Source organism: Acidocella sp. C78, assembly GCF_907164655.1.
This window is the reverse complement of sequence record NZ_CAJQZK010000069.1, coordinates 61015-80519: the sequence shown is the minus strand read 5'-3', so window position 1 is coordinate 80519 and position 19505 is coordinate 61015. Positions and strand designations below refer to the sequence as shown.

Sequence of the window (19505 nt, the reverse complement as noted above, 5' to 3'; positions counted from 1 at the left end):
CGTTATTTCACCGGCGGCCGCCAGCGGCGCAGCAGCAGCGCGTTGGTCACCACGCTGACGCTCGATGCCGCCATCGCCGCCCCGGCGACCATCGGGCTCAGCCAGCCGAGGGCCGCCAGCGGGATGCCCACCACGTTGTAGACGAACGCCCAGAACAGCCCCTGGCGGATCTTGCGCATCGTCGCCCGCGCCACGTCCAGCGCCGCCACCACCAGCGCCGGCTCGCCGCGCATCAGCGTGATCCCCGCGGTGTGCATGGCGATGTCGGTGCCCGTCGCCATCGCCATCCCGATATCGGCGGCGGCAAGCGAGGGCGCATCGTTCACCCCGTCCCCCACCATGGCGACGACGTGCCCATCCCGCCGCAGGGCGCTGACGATCTCCGTCTTGTCCGCCGGCAGCCGGCCCGAAAACACCTTGTCGATCCCGAGGTCCCGCGCCACCGCGGCGGCCGCGCCGGCATTGTCGCCCGTCAGCAGCGCCACCAGCCGCCCCTGCGCCCGCAAGGCCGCGACCGCGGCGGCCGCCCCTGGTTTCACCCGGTCGCCGAACCCGACCAGCCCGAGCACCCGCGCCGCGCGATCTGCCCCATCGGCGCCGATCACCCAGGACACGCTGCGCCCCGCCGCCTCCAGCTCATGCGCCGTCGCGCCGAGCGCCCCGGCGGCAGCGCCACTCTCCTCCAGCAGGCGCGAACTGCCGATCGTGATCCGCTGGCCGCCGACCTCCCCGCTCACCCCGCGCCCCGGCAGCGCCTTGACCGCCTCGGCCGGCTGCGCCGCGATCCCGTCGGCCGCCGCCCGCGCGCACACCGCGCGCGCCAGTGGATGCTCGCTGCCCGCCTGCACCCCCGCCATCATCGCGAGCAGCTCCGCGTCCGAAACCCCCTCGGCCGGCGCCACCGCCACACCGAGGGCTTCCCCTCCGTCAGCGTGCCGGTCTTGTCGAAGGCGATCGCCGTCACCCGCGCCGCCGCCTCCAGCGCCTCGGCATCCTTCACCAGAATGCCGTGCCGCGCGGCAACGCCGGTGCCCGCCATCACCGCCGTCGGCGTCGCGAGGCCGAGCGCGCAGGGGCAGGCGATCACGAGAACCGAAACCGCGTTCAGAATCGCCACCGGCGCGCCCGCCCCCGCCAGCAGCCATCCCGCCAGCGTCGCCGCCGCCACGGCCACCACCACCGGCACGAACACCGCCGCTACCCGGTCCACCAGGCGCTGGATCGGCGCCTTCTCGGCCTGCGCCGTCTCCACCAGGCGGATGATGCGGGCGAGCATCGTCTCCGCCCCCACCGCCTCGGTGCGCAGCAGCAGCGCGCCCTCGCCGTTGATCGCCCCGCCCGGCACAAGCCCGCCCGGCCCGCGCGCCACCGGCAGGCTCTCGCCCGTCAGCATCGACAGATCGACGCTCGACTCCCCCGCCTCGATCACGCCATCCACCGGAATCCGCTCGCCCGGCCGCACCGCGACGAGATCGCCCCGCCCGACCTGCCCGATCGGCACCTCCCGCTCGCCGCCATCGGCGTCGCGCAGCCGCGCCGTGGTCGGCCGCAATGCGGCAAGGGCCGCCAGCGCCGCCCCGGTCTGCCGCCGCGCCCGCGCCTCCAGCCACTTGCCGAACAGGATGAGGGTGATCACCGTCGCCGCGGAATCGAAATAGAGCGGCGCCCCGCCATGCCCGCCGGCCCAGCCCTGCGCCAGCAGCACCAGGCTCAGCCCATAGGCGGCGCTGGTGCCGAGCGCGACGAGCAGGTCCATGTTCCCCGCCCCCGCCCGCAGCGCCGCCCACCCCGCCCGATAGAACCGCGCGCCGAGCCAGAGCTGCACCGGCGTCGCCAGCGCGAGTTCCGCCCAGCCCGGCAGCCCCAGCGGCGCGCCCGCCATATGCAGCGCCATGTTGCCGATCAGCGGCGCCGTCAGCAGTGCGGCGATGATCACGTGGCGCAGCTCCCGCCGCCCGTCCGCCGCCCGCCGCGTCGCTTCCGCCGCCCCGCTCTCCGCCACCTCGCGCGCGGCGTAGCCCGCCTTGCCGATCGCCGCGATCACCGCTGCGGCGTCGAATCCGGCGCCGGAAATCCGCGCCCGCTCGCTGGCGAGGTTCACGGCCGCACCGCTCACCCCCGCCACCTTCCGCGCCGCCCGCTCCACCCGCGCCACGCACGAGGCGCAGGTCATGCCCTCGACCGCGAGGTCGATCACCCTGTCCCCCGCATCTTTCCGGCCCGTCGCGGCGTCGCTCATCTGGTCCATGGCAAACTCCTTCGCCGCAGGATATGGGTTTGCCATCGTGGGAAGGTCAAACCCCGCCTCCCGCGCCGCGCATCCCTGCCCCCACCCGCCGGGCTTGACCTTGTCCCTGTGTCAGACCCCACGTTGGACTGGCATCATACCGAACCAAGGAGCCAACCATGATCGAATTCGACGTCGAAGGCATGACCTGCCAGCATTGCGTCCGCGCCGTCACCGAGGCGATCCGCGCGGTGCATCCGGGCGCCGAGGTCGCGGTCGATCTCGCGGCCGGCAAGGTGAGCGTCCCCGCCGCCGTCGCCGCCGAGGCCGCCGCCCTCGCCGCCGCCATCGAGGACGAGGGCTACAAGGTGAAGCGCCCGGCCTGATCGCGCCGCCCCGATGCCGGATTCCCGTCACCTGCTGCTCGTCGGCGCCGGCCATGCCAGCATCGCGGTGCTGCGCGACCTGGCGCGCGCGCCGCTCCCCGGCCTGCGCCTCACCGTGCTCACCCCGGCGACCGATCTGGCCTATTCCGGCATGCTGCCCGGCATCGTCGCCGGGGATACCGACGCCGCGGCCGGGCGGATCGACATCGCCCGCCTCGCCGCCGCCGCCGGTGCCACGCTCTGCCTCGACCGCGCGACCGGCATCGATCCCGATGCGCGCCGTGTCCTCCGCGCCGGCGGCTCGCCGCTCGGCTACGACCTGCTGGCGCTCGATGCCGGCGCCCCGCCGGCGGCGCCGGAGTCCGATCGCGTCATCCCGGTCCGCCCGCCGGATGCCCTGCTCGCCCGCCTGCCGGAGCTGGACGCGGCTTCGTCCGGCCCGGCGCCGTTCCGCCTCGCCGTGGTCGGCGGCGGTGCCGCCGGGGTGGAACTCGCCTTCGCCTTCGCCCACCGGCTGCGCGCCCGCCGCGCGGCCGCCGGCGCCGATCCGGCGGCGCTCTCGCTCACCCTGCTGCCCGGCCCGTCCGGCCTGCTGCCCGGCCTGCCCCGCCGCGCCGCGCGGCTGGTCGCCGCCCGCCTCGCCGTCTGCGGCATCGCGCTCGGTCCGCCCGCGCGCGCCGGCATCCCGCAGGCGGGGCATATCCCGCTCGATGACGGAACCAGCCTTCCCGCCGACGCCGTGGTCTGGGCCGCCGGCGCCGCCGCCCCCGCCTGGCTGCGTGGCGGTTCCCTCGCCCTCGATGCGGCGGGGTTCGTCGCCGTCGCCCCCACCCTGCGCTCCCGCTCGCACGACACCGTCTTCGCCGCCGGCGACATTGCCGGGTTCGGCGCCCTCGGCGTCCCGAAATCCGGCCTCTACGCGATCCGCCAGGGCAAGGTGCTCGCCGAAAACCTCCGCCGCGCCCTCGCCGGGCAAAGGCTCCGCCGCTTCCGCCCGCAGCGCGCCGCCCTCTATCTCCTCGCCACCGGGCCGGACCACGCGATCGGCACCCGCAACGGCCTCGTCGTCTCCGGTGCCTGGGTCCGGCGCTGGAAAGACCGGATCGACCGCCGCTTCATCGCCGCCTACGCCGCGCCCTGACCCCGCGCGGCCTCTTGCCCGCCGGCCCGATCCGCGCCAGAGACATCGCCGCACGAGAGCACGTTCCGGTCCATCAGGATCGGAACGTGCTCTATCTTGTTGATAACTAGAGCATCTTCATCCGATCAGATGTTTCCATCTGATCGGATGATGCTCTAAAACCTCTGATCGCAGCACATAAGAGGAGGCGGCAAGCCAGCCATGAGCGAAACAGTCCATGACATCCTGCGCGCCCATACCGGCGCCCGCGCCATCGCCGCGCCCGCGCGGCACCCCTGTTCCGGCCCCCGTCTTGCCGCGCTGGCGGACGAGGTGCGCACCGCGCTGAACGCGCGCGGCATCGGCCGTGGCGACCGTGTGGCCATCGTCCTGCCCAACGGCCCCGCCGCCGCCACCGCCTTCGCCGCCATCGCCGCGATGTGCTGCGCCGCCCCGCTCAACCCCGCCTACAAGGACCAGGAATTCGAGTTCTATCTCGACGACCTGAAACCCCGCGCCGTCATCGTCGCCGCCGGGTCCGACAGCCCGGTGCGCGGCGTCGCCGCGAAACTCGGCATTCCGCTGCTCGACCTCGCCGAGGACGACTCAGCCCCCGCCGGCGTCTTCACGCTCGACGTCTCCGCCCTGCCCGAAACCCCGGCCGCCAACCCCGGCCCGGCCGAACCGGAGGACGAGGCGCTGGTCCTGCACACCTCCGGCACCACCGCGCGGCCCAAGATCGTCCCGCTGCGGAGCAGGAACCTCGCCGCCTCGGCGCGGCACATCGCCGCCAGCCTCGCCCTCGCGCCGGACGATCTCTGCCTCAACGTCATGCCGCTGTTCCACATTCACGGCCTGATCGCGGCGACCCTCGCCTCGCTGCGCGCCGGCGCCGCCGTCTGCTGCACGCCGGGCTTCAACGCCTTCCGCTTCTTCTCCTGGCTCGAGGAGGAAAACCCCACCTGGTACACGGCGGTGCCGACCATGCACCAGGCCATCCTGCTTCGCGCCCCCGAGGATGACGCGGTGAGGGCGCTGGCCAGCCTGCGGTTCATCCGCTCCTCCTCCGCCTCGCTGCCGCCGCAGGTGATGGCGGCGCTGGAGCAGAAATTCGGCGCCCCGGTGATCGAGGCCTACGGCATGACCGAGGCCGCCCACCAGATGGCCTCCAACCCGCTGCCGCCGCGCGCCCGCAAGGCCGGTTCGGTCGGCATCGCCGCCGGCCCCGAGATCGCCATCATGGACGATGACGGCACCCTCCTGCCGCAGGGCGAAACCGGCGAGGTCGTCATCCGCGGCCCCAACGTCACCGCCGGCTACGCCGCCAACCCCGAGGCCAACGCCAAGGCCTTCACCAATGGCTGGTTCCGCACCGGCGACCAGGGCATGCTCGACGCCGAAGGATATCTCTTCCTCACCGGCCGGCTGAAGGAGCAGATCAACCGCGGCGGCGAAAAGATCAGCCCGCTGGAGGTCGATGTCGCCCTGCTCGACCATCCGGACATCGCCGAGGTCTGCACCTTCGCCATCCCGCACGACAAGCTGGGCGAGGAAGTGGCCGCCATCGTCGTCCCCCGCGCCGGCACCGCGCCCGACCCGCAGGCGATCCGCGATTTCGCCGCCGCGCGCCTCGCCGCCTTCAAGGTGCCCCGCCGCATCCTGATCATGGAGGCGATCCCCAAGGGCCCGACCGGCAAGGTCCAGCGCGTCGGCCTCGCCACCCGCCTTGGAATCACGGCATGACCAGCATCTGCGTCTTCGGCGCCGGCGCCATTGGCGGCCTCGTCGCCGCCCGGCTCGCCGCGTCCGGCACCGATGTCTCGATCGTCGCCCGCGGCCCGCATCGCGCCGCCATCGAGGCCAACGGCCTCAAACTTGTTTCTGAAAACGAAACGATCATCACCCGCCCCCGCGTAGCCGACGCCGCCGAACTCGGCCCGCAGGATTATGTTCTCATCACGCTGAAGGCCCAGGGCATCGAGCCCGCCCTGCCGCAGCTCCGCCACCTGATCGGCCCGCACACCACCATCATCGCCGCGATCAACGGCATCCCCTGGTGGTACACCTACGGCCTGCCCGCCCCCTTCACCGACCGTCGGATCACCGCGGTCGATCCCGAGGGCGCGGTCTGGGCCGCCCTGCCGCCGGCGCAGACGCTCGGCTGCATCGTCTATCCCGCCGCCGAGATCGTCGAACCCGGCGTGGTCAACCACACCTATGGCGACCGCTTCATCCTCGGCGAGCCCGATGGCGCCCGCACCGAGCGCGCGTCCCTGATCAGCCGCCTCATGATCGAGTCCGGCCTCAAGGCGCCCGTTCGCCCCCGCATCCGCGACGACATCTGGGTGAAACTCTGGGGCAACATGGCCTTCAACCCGATCAGCGCGCTGACCGGGGCGACGCTCGACGTCATCACCGCCGACCCCGGCACCCGTGCCCTCGCGCGGGGGATGATGCTCGAAGGCGCGGCCATCGCCGAGGCGCTCGGCGTGCGCTTCGCCATCGATGTCGAGAAGCGGATCGATGGCGCGGCCGAGGTCGGCGCGCACAAGACCTCGATGCTCCAGGATCTGGAGCGCGGCCGCCCGATCGAGATCGAGGCGCTGCTCGGCGCCGTGGTGGAAATGGCTGGCTGGGTCGGCCTGCCTTCCCCCACCTGCGCCGCCGTGCTCGCCCTTGTGCGCCAGCGTGCCAGAATCGCCGGCGTCTGATCACATCCATGCGACTCACGTATAAGTGAATACAAAAGGTGGCGATCTCGTAATCTGGTTTGAATAAGAAGCTTGCGGCGCCGAACAATTGTCGGACCGTCCGCGCCGGCCCCGTGCCGGCGCGGGCTCAATCAAACCAATGAGAGACGCCCGATGACACCCACCATCTTCAGTTTTCCAACCTCGGCCTACGTGCCGCTCGGCCTCGCCTTTTTCGGCCTCGGCACCGGCTATCTCATCTACGGCCCGCAGGAGCTTTTCGGCTTTCCGGAGCGCTCGCCTGCGGTCGACTGGGCCAATGGCTGGTACGGCGTCTGGATGCCCGGCTTCCTGCAGTTCCTCTGCGGCACCTACATCCTTGTCGGCCTGACCTGGTTCCACGTCTTCCACGGCGCGCCGCTCTACGCCGCCGGCATCCTCACCTCGGTCTTCGGCGTTCACTGGTTCGCCATCGGCCTCAGCCGCATGCGTCAGGGCGACATGCGGGTGAACGGCTTCATGGCCGTCGCCTTTTTCCTGGTCTCCATTCTCGGCCTGATCGTCTTCGCCGAAGCGGGCGACATTCCGGTGGCCATCCTCTTCGTCGGCCTCTCCTGCGTCTATTTCGCCGGCATCTTTTCCTATTTCGGCATCGGCGCCCCGCTCAGCCTCCGGGCCCAGGGCTTCTTCCACACCGTCACCGGCCTCTGGCTGATGTATCTCACCTACGGCATCGTGCTCGATCTCGCCCTGGGCTGGCACATCCACATCTGACCCAACGCAACCCCAACGCCTGATCACACGGCCGGCCCTCGTGCCGGCCGTTCTTATATCTTGCTCCGGCCCTCGTGCCGGCCGTTCTTATATCTTGCTCCGGCCCTCGTGCCGGCCGTTCTTATATCTTGCTCCGGCCCTCGTGCCGGCCGTTCTTATATCTTGCTCCGGCCCTCGTGCCGGCCGCCCTGCATTCCGCACCTGCCACGGGCGCAACCCCCCCCTCGGTTGCCCGCGCGTCGCCCCCCACCTATACCGGCTGCAAAACCCCGCACGCGCACAGGAACTCCCGATGGCCAGCTACCAGTACGTCTACGTGATGAAAGACCTCACCAAGGCCTTCCCCGGCGGCCGCGAGGTCTTCAAGGGCATCACCCTCTCCTTCCTCCCCGGCGTCAAGATCGGCGTCCTCGGCGTCAACGGCGCCGGCAAATCCACCCTGCTGAAAATCATGGCCGGCATCGAGACCGAATTCGGCGGCGAGGCCTGGGCTGCCGAGGGTGCCCGCGTCGGCTACCTCCCGCAGGAGCCGCATCTCGACCCGACCCTCACCGTCGGCGAGAACGTCGCCCTCGCCTTCGCCGACATGCGCGCCGCCCTCGCCCGCTTCAACGAAATCTCCGAAGCCTTCATGGAGCCGATGGACGACGAGAAGATGAACGCCCTTCTCGCCGAACAGGCCACCCTCCAGGAAAAGATCGACGCCGGCGACGGCTGGGAGCTTGACCGCCAGATCGACATCGCGCTCGACGCCCTCCGCTGCCCCCCCTCCGACAGCCCCGTCACCAACCTCTCCGGCGGCGAGCGCCGCCGCGTCGCCCTCTGCCGCCTCCTCCTCGAAAAGCCCGACCTCCTGCTTCTCGACGAACCCACCAACCATCTCGACGCCGAATCCGTCGCCTGGCTTGAAAAGACGCTGCGCGCCTACGCCGGCACCGTCATCCTCGTCACCCACGACCGATACTTCCTCGAAAACGTCACCAACTGGATTCTCGAACTCGAACGCGGCCGCGGCTACCCGTTCGAGGGCAACTACACCTCCTGGCTGGAGCAGAAACAGAAGCGCCTCGCCCAGGAGGAAAAGGAAGAATCCGCCCGCCAGCGCGCCCTCAAGGAAGAGCGCGAATGGATCGGCGCCTCCCCCAAGGCCCGCCAGGCGAAAAACCAGGCCCGCATCAGCCGCTACGAGGAAATGCTCGCCAAATCGACCGAGCAGGTCTCCGGCGTCGCCGAAATCGTCATCCCCCCCGGCCCGCGTCTCGGCGGCACCGTCATCGAGGCCCAGGACCTCCGCAAGGGCTTCGGCGACAACCTCCTGATCGACGGCCTCTCCTTCAAGCTCCCCCCCGGCGGCATCGTCGGCGTCATCGGCCCCAACGGCGCCGGCAAGTCCACCCTCTTCAAGATGATCACCGGCGTCGAAAAACCCGACGCCGGCACCTTCACCGTCGGCGACACCGTGAAACTCGGCTATGTCGACCAGTCGCGCGACAGCCTCGACGGCAACAAGACCGTCTGGGAGGAAATCTCCGGCGGCACCGACGTCATCCACCTCGGCAAGCGCACCGTCGCCTCCCGCGCCTATGTCGGCGCCTTCAACTTCAAGGGCTCCGACCAGCAGAAGAAGGTCGGCATCCTCTCCGGCGGCGAACGCAACCGCGTCCACCTCGCGAAAATGCTCAAGGGCGAACACAACGTCATCTTGTTGGACGAACCCACCAACGACCTCGACGTCGACACCCTCCGCGCCCTGGAAGAAGCCCTCGCCGAATTCGCCGGCTGCGCCGTCATCATCTCGCACGACCGCTGGTTCCTCGACCGCCTCGCCACCCACATCCTCGCCTTCGAGGGCGACAGTCACGTCGAGTGGTTCCAGGGCAACTTCCAGGACTACGAGGAAGACAAACGGCGCCGCCTCGGCGCCGACGCCACCGAACCCCACCGCATCAAATACCGCCCCCTCACCCGGTAGCCAGCGGATGCAGGGTCTTGGTTCCGGGCCCACGCAGGGGGTTCTACCCCCTGCACCCCCGCCAAAGGCGGAGCCTTTGGAATCCTCTGGTTTTGGTTTTGGGGAGGGCATGGACGTGCCTTCGCCAAGGCAATCGCGCGGATGCCCTCCCCAAAACCAAAACCGTAAAGCGGTTCCAAGGGCTCAGCCCTTGGCGGGGTTCAGGGGCAGCGCCCCTGATGGGGTCCGGGGCAAAGCCCCGCCATCTCCATGACCACCAACCCCGCCTGGCGCGTCACCACGGCGCGGCTGCGACTGGACCCGGTAAGCTGGGCGGACCGCGACGACCTGATCGCCCTGAAAACCGACCCCCGCGCCTTCGCCATGATGCTCGGCGGCGTCCGTACGCCCGAGCAGGCCACGGCGGAACTCGCGGATGAAATCGCCGCCTGGGGCGCGCACGGCTACGGAATCTGGACCATCCGCGGCCAGTCCACCAACGCCTTCCTCGGCATCACCGGCCTCGAAGACCGCCCGGACGGCCGCGGCATCGCCCTCCGCTTCGCCCTATGGCCCGAAGTCCGCGGCGCCGGCCTCGCCCGCGAAGCCGCCAGCGCCGCCCTCCGCTACGGCCACGACCGCGTTTCGCTCCCCCGCATCATCGCCATCGCCCGCGCCGACAATTTCGCCAGCCGCACCGTCCTCGGCGCCATCGGCATGACCGAATCTGATTCTTTCTCCCGCAACGGTGTGCAGATGCTAGTTTATGAGAGTGTGAGTGATAACTTATTGTCTTAGAGCCCGAATCTGAATGGTAGTGCGACTATCGGTGACGGGCGATTTTTCGTGTGAGCAGGCGGATATGGGCGAGGAAGAGCCATGCGGTGGCGCTGGTAACGGTGGCCTCGAAATCCCTTGCGAGACGTCGGCATCTGCCGAGCCAGGCGAAGGTTCTTTCTACCACCCAGCGCCGCGGCAGGAGTTCAAACCCGCTCGCGGCGTCGGAGCGCTTTACGATCTGTATGGTCCATTTGCCGATTTTGGCGAGGCGTCCATTGAGTTTAGGACCGGCATAACCGCCGTCAGCGAATATGTGCCGCAACCAGGGATACAGGGATTTGACGGATTTGAGCACGTCGGGCGCCCCGTCGCGGTCCTGAATACCGGCATGATGAACGACGGCACCGACGAGGTGGCCGATTGTATCTGTGATGATGTGGCGCTTGCGGCCCTTGATCTTCTTTCCGGCATCGAACCCGCGCGGCCCGCCGGCTTCGGTGGTCTTGACCGACTGACTGTCGATCACACCGGCTGTGGGCGAAGCCTCGCGTCCGGCCATTTCCCGCGCCTGCATGACTAGGACGTGATTGATGCGATCGAACGTGCCGTCACGACAGAAGCGGTAGAAATACCCCTGCACGGTGGTGAACGGAGCGAATTCCTTCGGGATCTGGCGCCACTGACAGCCGGTTGCCAGCATGTAGAAGATGGCCTCCACAATCCTTCGAAGCGCCACCCTTCGGGGTCGGCCTCGATGCTGCGGAGCGGGCATGAACGGCTCGATCATGGCCCATTCAGCGTCGGTGAGGTCGCTTGCGTAGCGCAATCCGGCCCGGCAATATCGTCGCCGAGCGATTTCAGTCCAGGTCATCGTGTCTCCGTCCGTCTTCGCAAACGAACTGAATCACAACTTACTGAAATCGCTCAACTATCTTTTTCGGTCCGGCTCTTAACTAAGAACTGGCCAAAATCGGGAGATAGAGAAATTTATGCCTTATGATTTAGCAAACCGGCTGGTAATCGGTGTTGCATCAAGCGCCGTTTTTGATTTGAGTGAATCTGATGCGGTTTTTAAGAAAGACGGTGAAGAAAAATATCGAGAATTTCAAGAACAAAATCTAGAGGTGCCGCTTCCAACGGGCGTTGCATATCCGTTTATCAGACGCCTACTTTCTCTCAATGACTTAGTGTCTGATCCAGAAGATCCTTTGGTAGAAGTCGTATTGTTGTCGAGAAATGACCCTGATACCGGCCTTCGGGTAATGAAAACGATCGAACTACATAAATTAAATATTACAAGAGCAATATTTATGCAAGGGAAGGCGCCATACGAATATATACCCGCTCTGAATATATCATTGTTTTTATCTGGAAATAAACCAGATGTTGATGCTGCGATTAAGGCAGGCTATCCTGCTGGGCATGTTCTTGAGTCAAAGTTTGAAGATGATGATGATGATAATGCTTTGCGGATAGCATTTGATTTTGATGGTGTAATTGCGGGTGATGAATCTGAACAGGTAATGCAATCAAATGGATTAGTGAGATTTCATGAACATGAAGTTCAGAATGTTATGTCTTCTCACAATCCAGGTCCATTGAAAGAATTTCTCGTTAGGATTAATAAAATTCAAAGAGTCGAGGAAGATTATAAAAAAGAACATCGATCATATAAAAATAGATTGCGGGTTTCAATCGTAACAGCAAGAAATGCGCCGTCGCACGAACGCGCACTACGAACGTTAAAGAGTTGGGGAGTCATGGCCAATGACGCGTTTTTCTTAGGTGGAATTGAGAAGAAGAGTGTTCTATCGGTGCTTAAGCCGCATATCTTTTTCGACGACCAATCTAGGCATCTTGAGAAAGCTAGTGATGTGGTTCCGTCCGTACATATACCGTTTGGCGTAATTAATTCTGAAAAGGAATGAGGATTGTCGGAGGATAACGAGGATAATAGTGCTTCTAATATTGATAATGATCTCTTAAAGTGCCTTAAAGTTGAAGAATATAGTGGTGTTAGACGTATCATTGAACTTAATGCGTATTCTATGGATGGGTTAGAAAGGTTCTGTATTGGCGCTTCTGGTGCAATATTTGCGTTTATATTTTCTGTTGAAGGGCGACAAGACTTTAAGCCGTATATAGCGCTATTGCCTCTGACTATTACATTATATGGATATTTAAGATTTTTCTGGCAAGACAAAATCGTGGGATTTTGTAACGAATTTCTTGTAATTCACTATCCTCAGATAAAATTTACAGAATATTTCCGAAATAAAAATAAAAATATATTATTCCATTCTCGCAATGGTGTGTGGATAATATTATCGCTTATCGGTTTTTTCGCGGGTTTGATCGCGATTGTTAAATATAGTTGTGGCGAAATTGAGGAAGCTATCTTGGTTTCGTTCATTTCGTTTTTGATGCTAGGATTTATCGGGATTCAATTGATTGCTTTTCTACAGAAAAAGAAACAATGAGACAACATGTTTGAGATAGATAGTCGGAGATCGTGCCGCAGTCTATTTTATATGCTTTGGTCCCCTTTTGACGCCGAGCGTCACACCGACAAGGCCACGCGAACCGCGAGGTCAACGCCATCATCGCCCACGCGGTGCAAAACCTCCGGTGGACGCTGAAGACGCAACGACATGACCATGGATGACCTGAAACCCGACCTCGCCGAAGCGCTGCAACGGTGCGAAACTCTGCTCGCCGGGCGTCCGGGCTTGCAGCCCCTCATCTCCATCCGCAACCAGCTGATCTATCTTCAGCAAGTCTGCGCCGGAACCGCCGGGCCGGAACGGCTCGGGGAGATCATTCTGGGCGTCCTCGCCGTCCGCGAAATTGAGGGCTGGGACGATGAACTGGCCGACCTCCTCCACCGGATCAGCGCGGCGGGGACCCGGCTGAAACCGGCCGGCTGAGCGACCCCACCGGGCTCGTCCCGGCAACCCTCCCCGCGCCGCCGCAATTGTTTCCCGTGAAACATTCCCTGCCTTCGAGTTCACCGCACGCCACGGCAGTCCTATCGGTAAACAATCCGCGCCAGCAGTCGATAAACTATCAAAATATTAACCCCCGCTTCACCGCTTTCGCGCCCCAAACCCGCGTCTCGCCTGTATAAAAAATCTTCATTACACAGAAGGACCGAGTGCCATGCGCGTCCTCGTCGCTTACTATTCCCGCACCGGCACAACTGCACGCATCGCCAGCATGATCGCCGCGGAATTCGGCGCTGACCTCGAAATGATCCGCAGCCCCGCCTGCGCCTCCGGCATTCCCGGCGCGCTCCACGCGCTCGGAACCTGCCTTGGCGCCCGCCCGCCGGCAATCCTTCCCACCAGGCTCAACCCGGCCGACTACGCGCTCGTCATCCTCGGAACCCCGGTCTGGGCCCTCTCCCTCGCCGCCCCGCTCCGCGCCTGGCTCGCCACCAGGGCGCGAAACCTCCCCGCCTGCGCCGCCTTCGCCACCGCCAGCGCCGCTGGCTTCCGCGGCACCTTCGCCGCCATCGAAACCCTCACCGGCCAGAAACTCCGCGCCTCCCTCGCCATCACCGCCGAAGACATCTGCGCCGGCCGCGAACACCTCGCCACCCTCCGCTTCGCCGAATCCCTCCGCGGCGCCACAACCCGCCTCTGGCGCCACACCCCGCCTCGCCTCGCCCACCACCACGAAACCTTCCTCGGCTGGTAACCGCGCAAGGAAAATCTTCCTGCCCCGCGCCCCGCGCAAACAGGATCATATTCCTATAAAACCCTGGGAATATCGTCCCAGCCGCCCCTCAGGCCGGCTGCGGCCCGCCCGGCTTGCGCGCCTGCACCCCGAAATATTCGACATATCCGGCAAAGCGCGGCCGCAGCCGCTCGGCATTGATCCCGAAATCCGCCAGCCGGTAGCGGTTCCGCCCATAGCCCCCGCGCGGCGCCGCATCGAGATACTGCCGCATCGCCGTCTCCGCCGCCCGCGTGAACGTCTCGCCAAATCGCGCGTAAATCCCCGCCACCGCGCCAATCGGGTCCGCCGTCAGCGTCTCATACTGGATATTCACCAGCCGCTCCGCCGGCACCGCCCCGCTCCGGTCGAACGCCACCAGCCGCCGCGCCCCGTCGATCCACCGTTCCGTCACCTGCCGGCCGATCTCCGCTGTGTCGATCCCCCGCAGGAACGGCCGCCGCAGCACCTCCGTCATATGCGCGACCGAGGCGAACACATGCACCGGGTCGCGATGCACCACGACAAACCGCGCATCCGGATAGGTCCGCAGAATCGCCTCGACCGAAAACGTATGCTCCGGGCATTTCAGCGCCCAGAACCGCCCGCCCGTCCCGTGCTGCATCGCCTGCAGCCACTGCCGGTGAAACGCGAAGGCCGCCCCGTCATCCTCGCCGTCCAGCCAGGCCGTATAGCTCGGCACCCGGAACGTCGTGTCGAACCGCAGCGAGTGGAACACATGCGCGGTAATCTCGCTGCATTCCTGCGGGCTGTCCGCGTCGATCGGGTGAATCGCCGGAAACTCCGGCGCCATCCCGGCGAACATGTCGAGCTGGCGGTCGGTCCGGCGCACGGCGGCGTTCCGCCGCGCATCGAACCCCACCGGCCGCGCCGCCGGATACAGCGTCTGCCACACCCGCGGCACCAGCACCTCGGGGTCATGGCCGAACAGCGTGTGCAGAAACGTCGTCCCCGAGCGCGGCAGCCCCATGATGAACACCGGCGCGGCCACCCGTGCCGCGCCAATCTCCGGCGCCGCCGCGTGCATCCGCCGGATCGCCTCGGCATTGCGCGCCAGCCGCATCAGGTCGTAGCGAACCGAAACCCGGCCGAACAGCGAAAGCCGCGTCTCCGCCGCCAGCGAGGCCGTGAGCCGCTCCAGCCCCTCGCGCGCGAAATTCGGCATCGCCCCGCCCGCGGCGGCGGCAATCCCCGCCGCGTCCAGCGCCGGCACCCCGCGCGGCAGCACCCGCTCCGCAGCACCAAACGCCGCCGACAGCAGCTGGAATTTCAGGCTCTTCCCCGGTCGTCGCGAAGGCGGCTCCGGCACCGGATCCCGCGGCATGGTCAGATCACTTCCGTTCGATCAGCTCGATCTTGTAACCGTTCGGGTCCTCGATGAACGCGATCACCGTCTTGCCGAACTTCACCGGCCCCGGCTCCCGCGTGATCTTCACACCGGCGGCGCGCAGCCTCTCCACCGCACCGTAGATGTCCGGCACGCCGAGGGCGAGATGTCCAAAAGCGGTGCCCTGGTCATACGCCTCGACGCCGTAATTATAGGTCAGCTCCAGCACCGTGTGCGTCGCCTCGTCGCCATAGCCGACAAAGGCGAGCGTATACTTGCCATCCGGCACGTCGTTGCGGCGCAGCTCCTTCATGCCGAGCAGCTCGGTGTAGAACTTCACGCTCTCATCGAGGTTCCTCACCCGGATCATCGTGTGCAGATACTGGAAATCGCTCATGACTGTCTCCCTTCGGTCCATCGCGCGGCGCGAGGGTCGATCCCGAGCAGAAACAGCCCGGCCGCGTCGGCGGCGCGCGTCATCGCCTCGCGATCCATCAATATGGCACCGCCGGCCTCGAATGCGATGCCGCGCAATCCTGCCTCCACCGCCCCCTGCACGGTCTTGACACCAAGGGTCGGCAGATCGGCGCGGCGGTCCTGCCCGGGCTTGACCAGCTTCACCAGCACGCCGCCCGGCCCCGGCCGCCGCAGCGTGGCCGCGCGCGCCAGCATCGCATCCGTGCCCTCCACCGCCTCGACCGCGAGTGCGATGCCCTGCTGCACCACCGCCCCCTGCCCGACATCCGCCGCCCCCAGCGCCAGCACCACGGCAACGCCGCGCGCGATGTCCGCCAGCGCCGCCGCGTCCGGCGCCGTCGTGCTCAGCAACCCTTCCGGCGCGAGCACCTCGCCGATCACCTCATGCGCGCCGATCACGGTGAACCCTTCCTCGCCCAGCACCCGCACGATGGCGGCGAGCAGCCCGTCATCCCCGGCGAAGGCGGCCCGGCCGATGCGCGCCAGCAGTTTCGCCCCCACCGCATCCGGCCGCAGATCGAGCAGCGAGGGCCGCTTCACCGGGCCCGCCAGCACCAGCTCGCGGCAGCCGGCGGCGCGCAGTGCCGCGATCGCGGCCCCCACCGCGCCAACCCGGATCGTCTCGTGCGGAAACGCGCTCACCACCGCGGGATCGGCATAGGAATCGAGCGCCACGATGAACACATCCCGCCCGCCGGCGCGCGCCGCCGCCGCCACCCGCCCGGGCAGCGTGCCGCCGCCGGCGACGATGCCAAGCGGCGTCGTCGTCCGGCTCATGACCGCGAAGCGCGCATCCGCGCTCACGCCTCGGCGTCGTCGCCGTGGCGGGTCGTGCTGCGGATCAGGCCGCGCTTGCTCGGTGCGTCGATGAAGGCGAGGATCTCCGCGAGATACGGATCATCCCCGGCGCCGCCGCGCAGCGTCTCCACCCGCGCGGCGAAAGTCCCCTCGCCCTGGAACAGCAGGCGATAGGCGTTGCGCAGCCGGTGCTGGCCCTCCTTGTCGAGTCCGCGCCGGCGCAGCCCGACGATGTTGAGCCCGTGCAGCCGCGCGCGGTTGCCGATCACCGAGCCATAGGGGATCACATCCGCCTCGACGCCGGAGGCGCCGCCAACCATGGCCCCGGTGCCGATCCGCACGAACTGGTGGATCGCGGTCGCCCCGCCGATGATCGCGCGATCGGCGATCTCGACATGCCCGCCCATCACCACGTTGTTGGCGATCACGATATTGTCGCCCAGCGCGCAATCATGCGCGACATGCACCACCGCCATCAGCAGGCAGCCGGCGCCGATGCGGGTGATGCCGGTGCCGGTCACGGTGCCGCGATGGATGGTGCAGTGCTCGCGGATGACGCAGTTCGGCCCCAGCTCGGTCCGCGTCGGCTCGCCCTTGTATTTCAGGTCCTGCGGCGCGAGGCCGATGGTGGCGAAGGGAAACACGCTGGTGCCGGCGCCGATGCGCGTATGCCCGTCGACCACCACGTGCGAGACGAGTGCCACCCCGTCCTCCAGCACCACATCCGGGCCGACCGTGCAGAACGGCCCGACGCTGACCCCCGCGCCGATCGTGGCGCGCGGGTCGATCGACGCTGTGGGGTGGATCATGCCTCGCCGGCTTTCTTGTCCATGATCATCGCGGCGAAGCCCGCCTCGGCGACGGTCACGCCGTCGACCCTGGCGATGGCGGTGAACTTCCAGACGTTGCCGCGGTTGCGATCCTTGGCGACATGGATGCGCAGCACGTCGCCCGGCACCACCGGGCGGCGGAATTTCGCCCCCTCGACCGACATGAAATAGACCACCTTGCCGGCCTCCTCGGGGCCGAGCGTCTCCACCACCAGCACCGCCGCCGTCTGCGCCATGCTCTCGATGATGAGCACGCCCGGCATCACCGGGTGGCCGGGGAAATGGCCCTGGAAGAAATGCTCGTTGACCGAGACGTTCTTGACCCCCACCGCCGAGACATTCGGCACCAGCTCCACCACCCGGTCGATCAGCAGGAACGGATAGCGATGCGGGATCGCGTGCATGATCCCGGCGATATCCACCGTGATCCCCCCCGTCTGCCGTTCCGTGTCGTCCGTCGCGCTTCGGTCCATGTCAGAGCGTCCGTGTCCCGTTCGTGTTGTGGATGATCCGGTCAGGATTTCGCATCCCGCTCCGGTGAAGGCGGAGAATGCCTCAATCCGCCGCGCCGCGCAAAGCGCCGCAATGTCGCGACCTCGCGCATGAACTCCTTCGCCGGCCGCGCCGGGCTGCCGAGCAGGTCGATCCCCGGCTTCACGTCGGACATCACCCCGGCCTGCGGCCCGATGCGCGCGCCCCTGCCGAGGGTCAGATGGCCGGCAACCCCGGCCTGGCCGGCCAGAACCACGAAATCCTCCAGCGTGGTCGAGCCCGATATCCCAACCTGCGCGACGATCACGCAGCAGCGCCCGATCCGCACGTTGTGGGCGATCTGCACGAGGTTGTCGATCCGCGTGCCCGCGCCGATCACGGTATCCTGCGCCGAGCCGCGGTCGATCGTGGTGTTCGCGCCGATATCGACGTCATGCTCGATGATCACCCGGCCGAGCTGCGGCACCGAGAGAAACCCGTCCTTCGTGGTCGCGAAGCCGAACCCGTCCTGGCCGATCCGCACGCCGGGATGAATCATCACCCGGTCGCCGATCAGCGCATGGCTGACGCTCGCCCCGGCGCCGACGCTCACGCCCTCGCCCAGCACGCAGCCCGGCCCGATCACCGCGTGCGGGCCGATACGGCAGGCGGCGCCGATCCGCGCCCCCGCGCCGATCACCGCGAAGGGCCCGATCTCGGCCGCTTGATCGATCTCCGCCCCCGCGCCGATCACGGCACTCGGGTGAATGCCCGGCACCGCCACCGGGGCGGGGTGGAACAGCGCGCAGGTCCGCGCCCAGGCCTCGTAGGGGGTGGGCGTGATCAGGCACGCCACCGTCGCCGGCGCCGCCTGCGCCATCTCGGCGCGCAGAATCACCGCCCCGGCGCGGGTTTCCGCCAGCAGCCTGAGATATTTGCGGTTGTCGAGAAAGCTGACATCCTCCGGCCCGGCCGACTGCAACGGGGCGACGCCGGAAAGGCGCCGCCCCGCGCCGCGCCCGTCCGCACCGCTTTCCGCCGCCACCGTGGCCCCTGCCGCCGTGGCGATCTCCGCCAGGCTGAAGGGGCCGCTCCGGGTGAAGAACCGCGCATCGCCCGGCCGCGAATCGCGCCCGCCGCTCATCGCGGCCTACTTCTTCTTCGCGGCCTTCTGCGCGTCGTGCGCCATCTTCGGCACGACCGAGGGCGGCACCGCCACCTGCGGCAGGATCTTGTTGAGCTGGTCGGCGACTTCCTTGGTGATGTCGAAGGCGTTGACGTTCAGCGCCACCTGCGAGCGGTGCAGCACGAGGTTCATGCCATGCGCCTGCGCCACCTGGCGGATCACCGCGATCAGCGAGCTTTCGATCTTGCCGAGCGCGGTGCGCGCGGAGACCTCGATGGCGACGCTGCGGTTATGGAAATCGAGCTGCGCCTGCTCGATCTCGCGCTGCAAATGCTGCTCGCGCGCGGCCAGCGCCGGCTTCGAGAGCTTGCCCTTCTCGGCGATGATCGCGTGCTGCTCGCCTTCCCATTTCTTCTGGTCGGCCTGGGCTTCCTCGGCGAGCTTCTGCCGCCGCGCGTTGATGATCTTCTCGACGCCCTGGGCGGCGGTCGAACTGCGCATCACGTCGGGCACCGAGAGCACGCCCATCACGGCGGCGGGCGGCGCCTTTTCCTTGGGCAGCGGGGCGAGCTGCGGAATCGGCGGCAGCTTTTCGGGCGGCACCTGCTGCACGCCGGGCTGGCCGGCGGGCGCGGGCTGCTGCTGGGGCAGCGGCGCGTGGATCGGCGCGGTGTGCGGCGCCTCGACCTTCGGCTTGGGGATGAAATATCCCTTGCCGTTGTTCGACTGCGCGTGGCCGGTGCCGGCGAACGCCATGATGAGGGCCGGAAGCGCCAGCCCGGCGCGGAATGTCGCGATGCGTGTCACGTG

21 protein-coding genes are annotated in these 19505 nt (G+C 67.0%); 11 read left to right on the top strand and 10 right to left on the bottom strand.

The annotated features are described in order from the left end of the window. Positions 1-2 precede the first annotated feature (2 nt). Together ACIDOCELLA78_RS87935 and ACIDOCELLA78_RS87930 are read right to left on the bottom strand one after the other, a co-directional pair. Positions 3-908 (bottom strand): HAD-IC family P-type ATPase, encoded by a 906-nt coding sequence (locus tag ACIDOCELLA78_RS87935; RefSeq protein WP_307850892.1) that lies wholly within the window; start codon positions 906-908, stop codon positions 3-5. Beyond that, positions 857-2248 carry a cation-translocating P-type ATPase gene (locus ACIDOCELLA78_RS87930; RefSeq protein WP_307850890.1) on the bottom strand — a complete coding sequence of 464 codons (1392 nt, stop codon included), beginning with the start codon at positions 2246-2248 and terminating at the stop codon, positions 857-859. The genes ACIDOCELLA78_RS87935 and ACIDOCELLA78_RS87930 overlap by 52 nt, the downstream gene beginning before the upstream one ends. A 158-nt stretch (positions 2249-2406) precedes the next feature. On the opposite strand from ACIDOCELLA78_RS87930, the gene ACIDOCELLA78_RS87925 reads away from it, so the two are divergent. The 7 genes from ACIDOCELLA78_RS87925 to ACIDOCELLA78_RS87895 all read left to right on the top strand — a co-directional run bounded on the left by ACIDOCELLA78_RS87925 (position 2407) and on the right by ACIDOCELLA78_RS87895 (position 9946). Next, entirely contained in the window at positions 2407-2613 is a 207-nt protein-coding gene (locus tag ACIDOCELLA78_RS87925) for a heavy-metal-associated domain-containing protein (protein WP_201728522.1), read from the top strand. A gap of 13 nt (positions 2614-2626) precedes the next feature. After that, complete coding sequence (locus ACIDOCELLA78_RS87920; protein ID WP_201728521.1) at positions 2627-3754, top strand: FAD-dependent oxidoreductase; 1128 nt, start codon at positions 2627-2629, stop codon at positions 3752-3754. 201 nt (positions 3755-3955) lie between these two features. Continuing rightward, the gene (locus tag ACIDOCELLA78_RS87915) at positions 3956-5476 is read left to right on the top strand and encodes an acyl--CoA ligase (protein WP_201728520.1); all 1521 of its coding nucleotides are present in this window, start codon (positions 3956-3958) and stop codon (positions 5474-5476) included. Next, positions 5473-6444, top strand: a complete 972-nt coding sequence (locus ACIDOCELLA78_RS87910) for a 2-dehydropantoate 2-reductase (RefSeq protein ID WP_201728519.1) — start codon at positions 5473-5475, stop codon at positions 6442-6444. The genes ACIDOCELLA78_RS87915 and ACIDOCELLA78_RS87910 overlap by 4 nt, the downstream gene beginning before the upstream one ends. Positions 6445-6597: 153 nt before the next feature. Beyond that, entirely contained in the window at positions 6598-7197 is a 600-nt protein-coding gene (locus ACIDOCELLA78_RS87905; protein ID WP_249675699.1) for a hypothetical protein, read from the top strand. A 292-nt stretch (positions 7198-7489) separates the two neighbouring features. Continuing rightward, positions 7490-9169, top strand: a complete 1680-nt coding sequence (ettA, locus tag ACIDOCELLA78_RS87900; RefSeq protein ID WP_201728518.1) for an energy-dependent translational throttle protein EttA — start codon at positions 7490-7492, stop codon at positions 9167-9169. Positions 9170-9418: 249 nt separating this feature from the next. Next, the gene (locus ACIDOCELLA78_RS87895) at positions 9419-9946 is read left to right on the top strand and encodes a GNAT family N-acetyltransferase (RefSeq protein WP_201728517.1); all 528 of its coding nucleotides are present in this window, start codon (positions 9419-9421) and stop codon (positions 9944-9946) included. A 25-nt stretch (positions 9947-9971) separates the two neighbouring features. On the opposite strand, the gene ACIDOCELLA78_RS87890 is transcribed toward ACIDOCELLA78_RS87895, so the two are convergent. Then, positions 9972-10799, bottom strand: coding sequence for an IS5 family transposase (locus ACIDOCELLA78_RS87890; protein ID WP_201727504.1), 828 nt, complete (start codon positions 10797-10799; stop codon positions 9972-9974). A 118-nt stretch (positions 10800-10917) separates the two neighbouring features. Here ACIDOCELLA78_RS87890 and ACIDOCELLA78_RS87885 point away from each other — a divergent pair, with 118 nt between their 5' ends. From ACIDOCELLA78_RS87885 to ACIDOCELLA78_RS87870, 4 genes are all read left to right on the top strand, one after another. Continuing rightward, positions 10918-11856 (top strand): 5'-nucleotidase, encoded by a 939-nt coding sequence (locus ACIDOCELLA78_RS87885; protein WP_201728516.1) that lies wholly within the window; start codon positions 10918-10920, stop codon positions 11854-11856. 3 nt (positions 11857-11859) lie between these two features. Beyond that, positions 11860-12408: a hypothetical protein gene (locus ACIDOCELLA78_RS87880; RefSeq protein WP_201728515.1), complete on the top strand. Its 549-nt coding sequence runs from the start codon at positions 11860-11862 to the stop codon at positions 12406-12408. 171 nt (positions 12409-12579) lie between these two features. Beyond that, positions 12580-12855 carry an immunity protein Tsi6 family protein gene (locus ACIDOCELLA78_RS87875; protein ID WP_249675696.1) on the top strand — a complete coding sequence of 92 codons (276 nt, stop codon included), beginning with the start codon at positions 12580-12582 and terminating at the stop codon, positions 12853-12855. 232 nt (positions 12856-13087) lie between these two features. Beyond that, complete coding sequence (locus tag ACIDOCELLA78_RS87870) at positions 13088-13627, top strand: hypothetical protein (protein ID WP_201728514.1); 540 nt, start codon at positions 13088-13090, stop codon at positions 13625-13627. A gap of 88 nt (positions 13628-13715) precedes the next feature. Here ACIDOCELLA78_RS87870 and ACIDOCELLA78_RS87865 read toward each other — a convergent pair whose 3' ends face one another. From ACIDOCELLA78_RS87865 to ACIDOCELLA78_RS87835, 7 genes are read right to left on the bottom strand one after another with little or no spacing between them, the layout of a single operon-like run. After that, the gene (locus ACIDOCELLA78_RS87865; protein WP_201728513.1) at positions 13716-14990 is read right to left on the bottom strand and encodes a sulfotransferase; all 1275 of its coding nucleotides are present in this window, start codon (positions 14988-14990) and stop codon (positions 13716-13718) included. Between the two features lie 7 nt (positions 14991-14997). Next, complete coding sequence (gene gloA / locus ACIDOCELLA78_RS87860) at positions 14998-15390, bottom strand: lactoylglutathione lyase (protein WP_201728512.1); 393 nt, start codon at positions 15388-15390, stop codon at positions 14998-15000. Further along, on the bottom strand, positions 15387-16247 hold the full coding sequence (locus tag ACIDOCELLA78_RS87855) for an LpxI family protein (protein WP_201728544.1): 861 nt from the start codon (positions 16245-16247) through the stop codon (positions 15387-15389). Before ACIDOCELLA78_RS87855 ends, gloA begins: the two co-directional genes overlap by 4 nt. Positions 16248-16270: 23 nt before the next feature. Further along, on the bottom strand, positions 16271-17077 hold the full coding sequence (lpxA, locus tag ACIDOCELLA78_RS87850; protein WP_201728511.1) for an acyl-ACP--UDP-N-acetylglucosamine O-acyltransferase: 807 nt from the start codon (positions 17075-17077) through the stop codon (positions 16271-16273). Beyond that, positions 17074-17571 carry a 3-hydroxyacyl-ACP dehydratase FabZ gene (fabZ, locus tag ACIDOCELLA78_RS87845; protein WP_201728510.1) on the bottom strand — a complete coding sequence of 166 codons (498 nt, stop codon included), beginning with the start codon at positions 17569-17571 and terminating at the stop codon, positions 17074-17076. Before fabZ ends, lpxA begins: the two co-directional genes overlap by 4 nt. Before the next feature lie 41 nt (positions 17572-17612). Then, positions 17613-18713 carry a UDP-3-O-(3-hydroxymyristoyl)glucosamine N-acyltransferase gene (gene lpxD / locus ACIDOCELLA78_RS87840; RefSeq protein WP_201728509.1) on the bottom strand — a complete coding sequence of 367 codons (1101 nt, stop codon included), beginning with the start codon at positions 18711-18713 and terminating at the stop codon, positions 17613-17615. A 6-nt stretch (positions 18714-18719) separates the two neighbouring features. Beyond that, on the bottom strand, positions 18720-19502 hold the full coding sequence (locus tag ACIDOCELLA78_RS87835; RefSeq protein ID WP_201728508.1) for an OmpH family outer membrane protein: 783 nt from the start codon (positions 19500-19502) through the stop codon (positions 18720-18722). Positions 19503-19505 lie beyond the last annotated feature (3 nt).

Excerpts from the sequence above, each read along its gene's own strand:
- ACIDOCELLA78_RS87920 (WP_201728521.1), top strand. The coding sequence starts at position 2,627 with ATGCCGGATTCCCGTCACCTGCTGCTCGTCGGCGCCGGCCATGCCAGC.
- gloA (WP_201728512.1), bottom strand. The coding sequence starts at position 15,390 with ATGAGCGATTTCCAGTATCTGCACACGATGATCCGGGTGAGGAACCTC.
- ACIDOCELLA78_RS87910 (WP_201728519.1), top strand. The coding sequence starts at position 5,473 with ATGACCAGCATCTGCGTCTTCGGCGCCGGCGCCATTGGCGGCCTCGTC.
- fabZ (WP_201728510.1), bottom strand. The coding sequence starts at position 17,571 with ATGGACCGAAGCGCGACGGACGACACGGAACGGCAGACGGGGGGGATC.
- ACIDOCELLA78_RS87925 (WP_201728522.1), top strand. The coding sequence starts at position 2,407 with ATGATCGAATTCGACGTCGAAGGCATGACCTGCCAGCATTGCGTCCGC.
- lpxD (WP_201728509.1), bottom strand. The coding sequence starts at position 18,713 with ATGAGCGGCGGGCGCGATTCGCGGCCGGGCGATGCGCGGTTCTTCACC.
- ACIDOCELLA78_RS87885 (WP_201728516.1), top strand. The coding sequence starts at position 10,918 with ATGCCTTATGATTTAGCAAACCGGCTGGTAATCGGTGTTGCATCAAGC.
- ACIDOCELLA78_RS87915 (WP_201728520.1), top strand. The coding sequence starts at position 3,956 with ATGAGCGAAACAGTCCATGACATCCTGCGCGCCCATACCGGCGCCCGC.
- ACIDOCELLA78_RS87865 (WP_201728513.1), bottom strand. The coding sequence starts at position 14,990 with ATGCCGCGGGATCCGGTGCCGGAGCCGCCTTCGCGACGACCGGGGAAG.
- lpxA (WP_201728511.1), bottom strand. The coding sequence starts at position 17,077 with ATGATCCACCCCACAGCGTCGATCGACCCGCGCGCCACGATCGGCGCG.
- ACIDOCELLA78_RS87930 (WP_307850890.1), bottom strand. The coding sequence starts at position 2,248 with ATGGACCAGATGAGCGACGCCGCGACGGGCCGGAAAGATGCGGGGGAC.
- ACIDOCELLA78_RS87905 (WP_249675699.1), top strand. The coding sequence starts at position 6,598 with ATGACACCCACCATCTTCAGTTTTCCAACCTCGGCCTACGTGCCGCTC.
- ACIDOCELLA78_RS87875 (WP_249675696.1), top strand. The coding sequence starts at position 12,580 with ATGACCATGGATGACCTGAAACCCGACCTCGCCGAAGCGCTGCAACGG.
- ettA (WP_201728518.1), top strand. The coding sequence starts at position 7,490 with ATGGCCAGCTACCAGTACGTCTACGTGATGAAAGACCTCACCAAGGCC.
- ACIDOCELLA78_RS87895 (WP_201728517.1), top strand. The coding sequence starts at position 9,419 with ATGACCACCAACCCCGCCTGGCGCGTCACCACGGCGCGGCTGCGACTG.
- ACIDOCELLA78_RS87870 (WP_201728514.1), top strand. The coding sequence starts at position 13,088 with ATGCGCGTCCTCGTCGCTTACTATTCCCGCACCGGCACAACTGCACGC.
- ACIDOCELLA78_RS87890 (WP_201727504.1), bottom strand. The coding sequence starts at position 10,799 with ATGACCTGGACTGAAATCGCTCGGCGACGATATTGCCGGGCCGGATTG.
- ACIDOCELLA78_RS87855 (WP_201728544.1), bottom strand. The coding sequence starts at position 16,247 with ATGAGCCGGACGACGACGCCGCTTGGCATCGTCGCCGGCGGCGGCACG.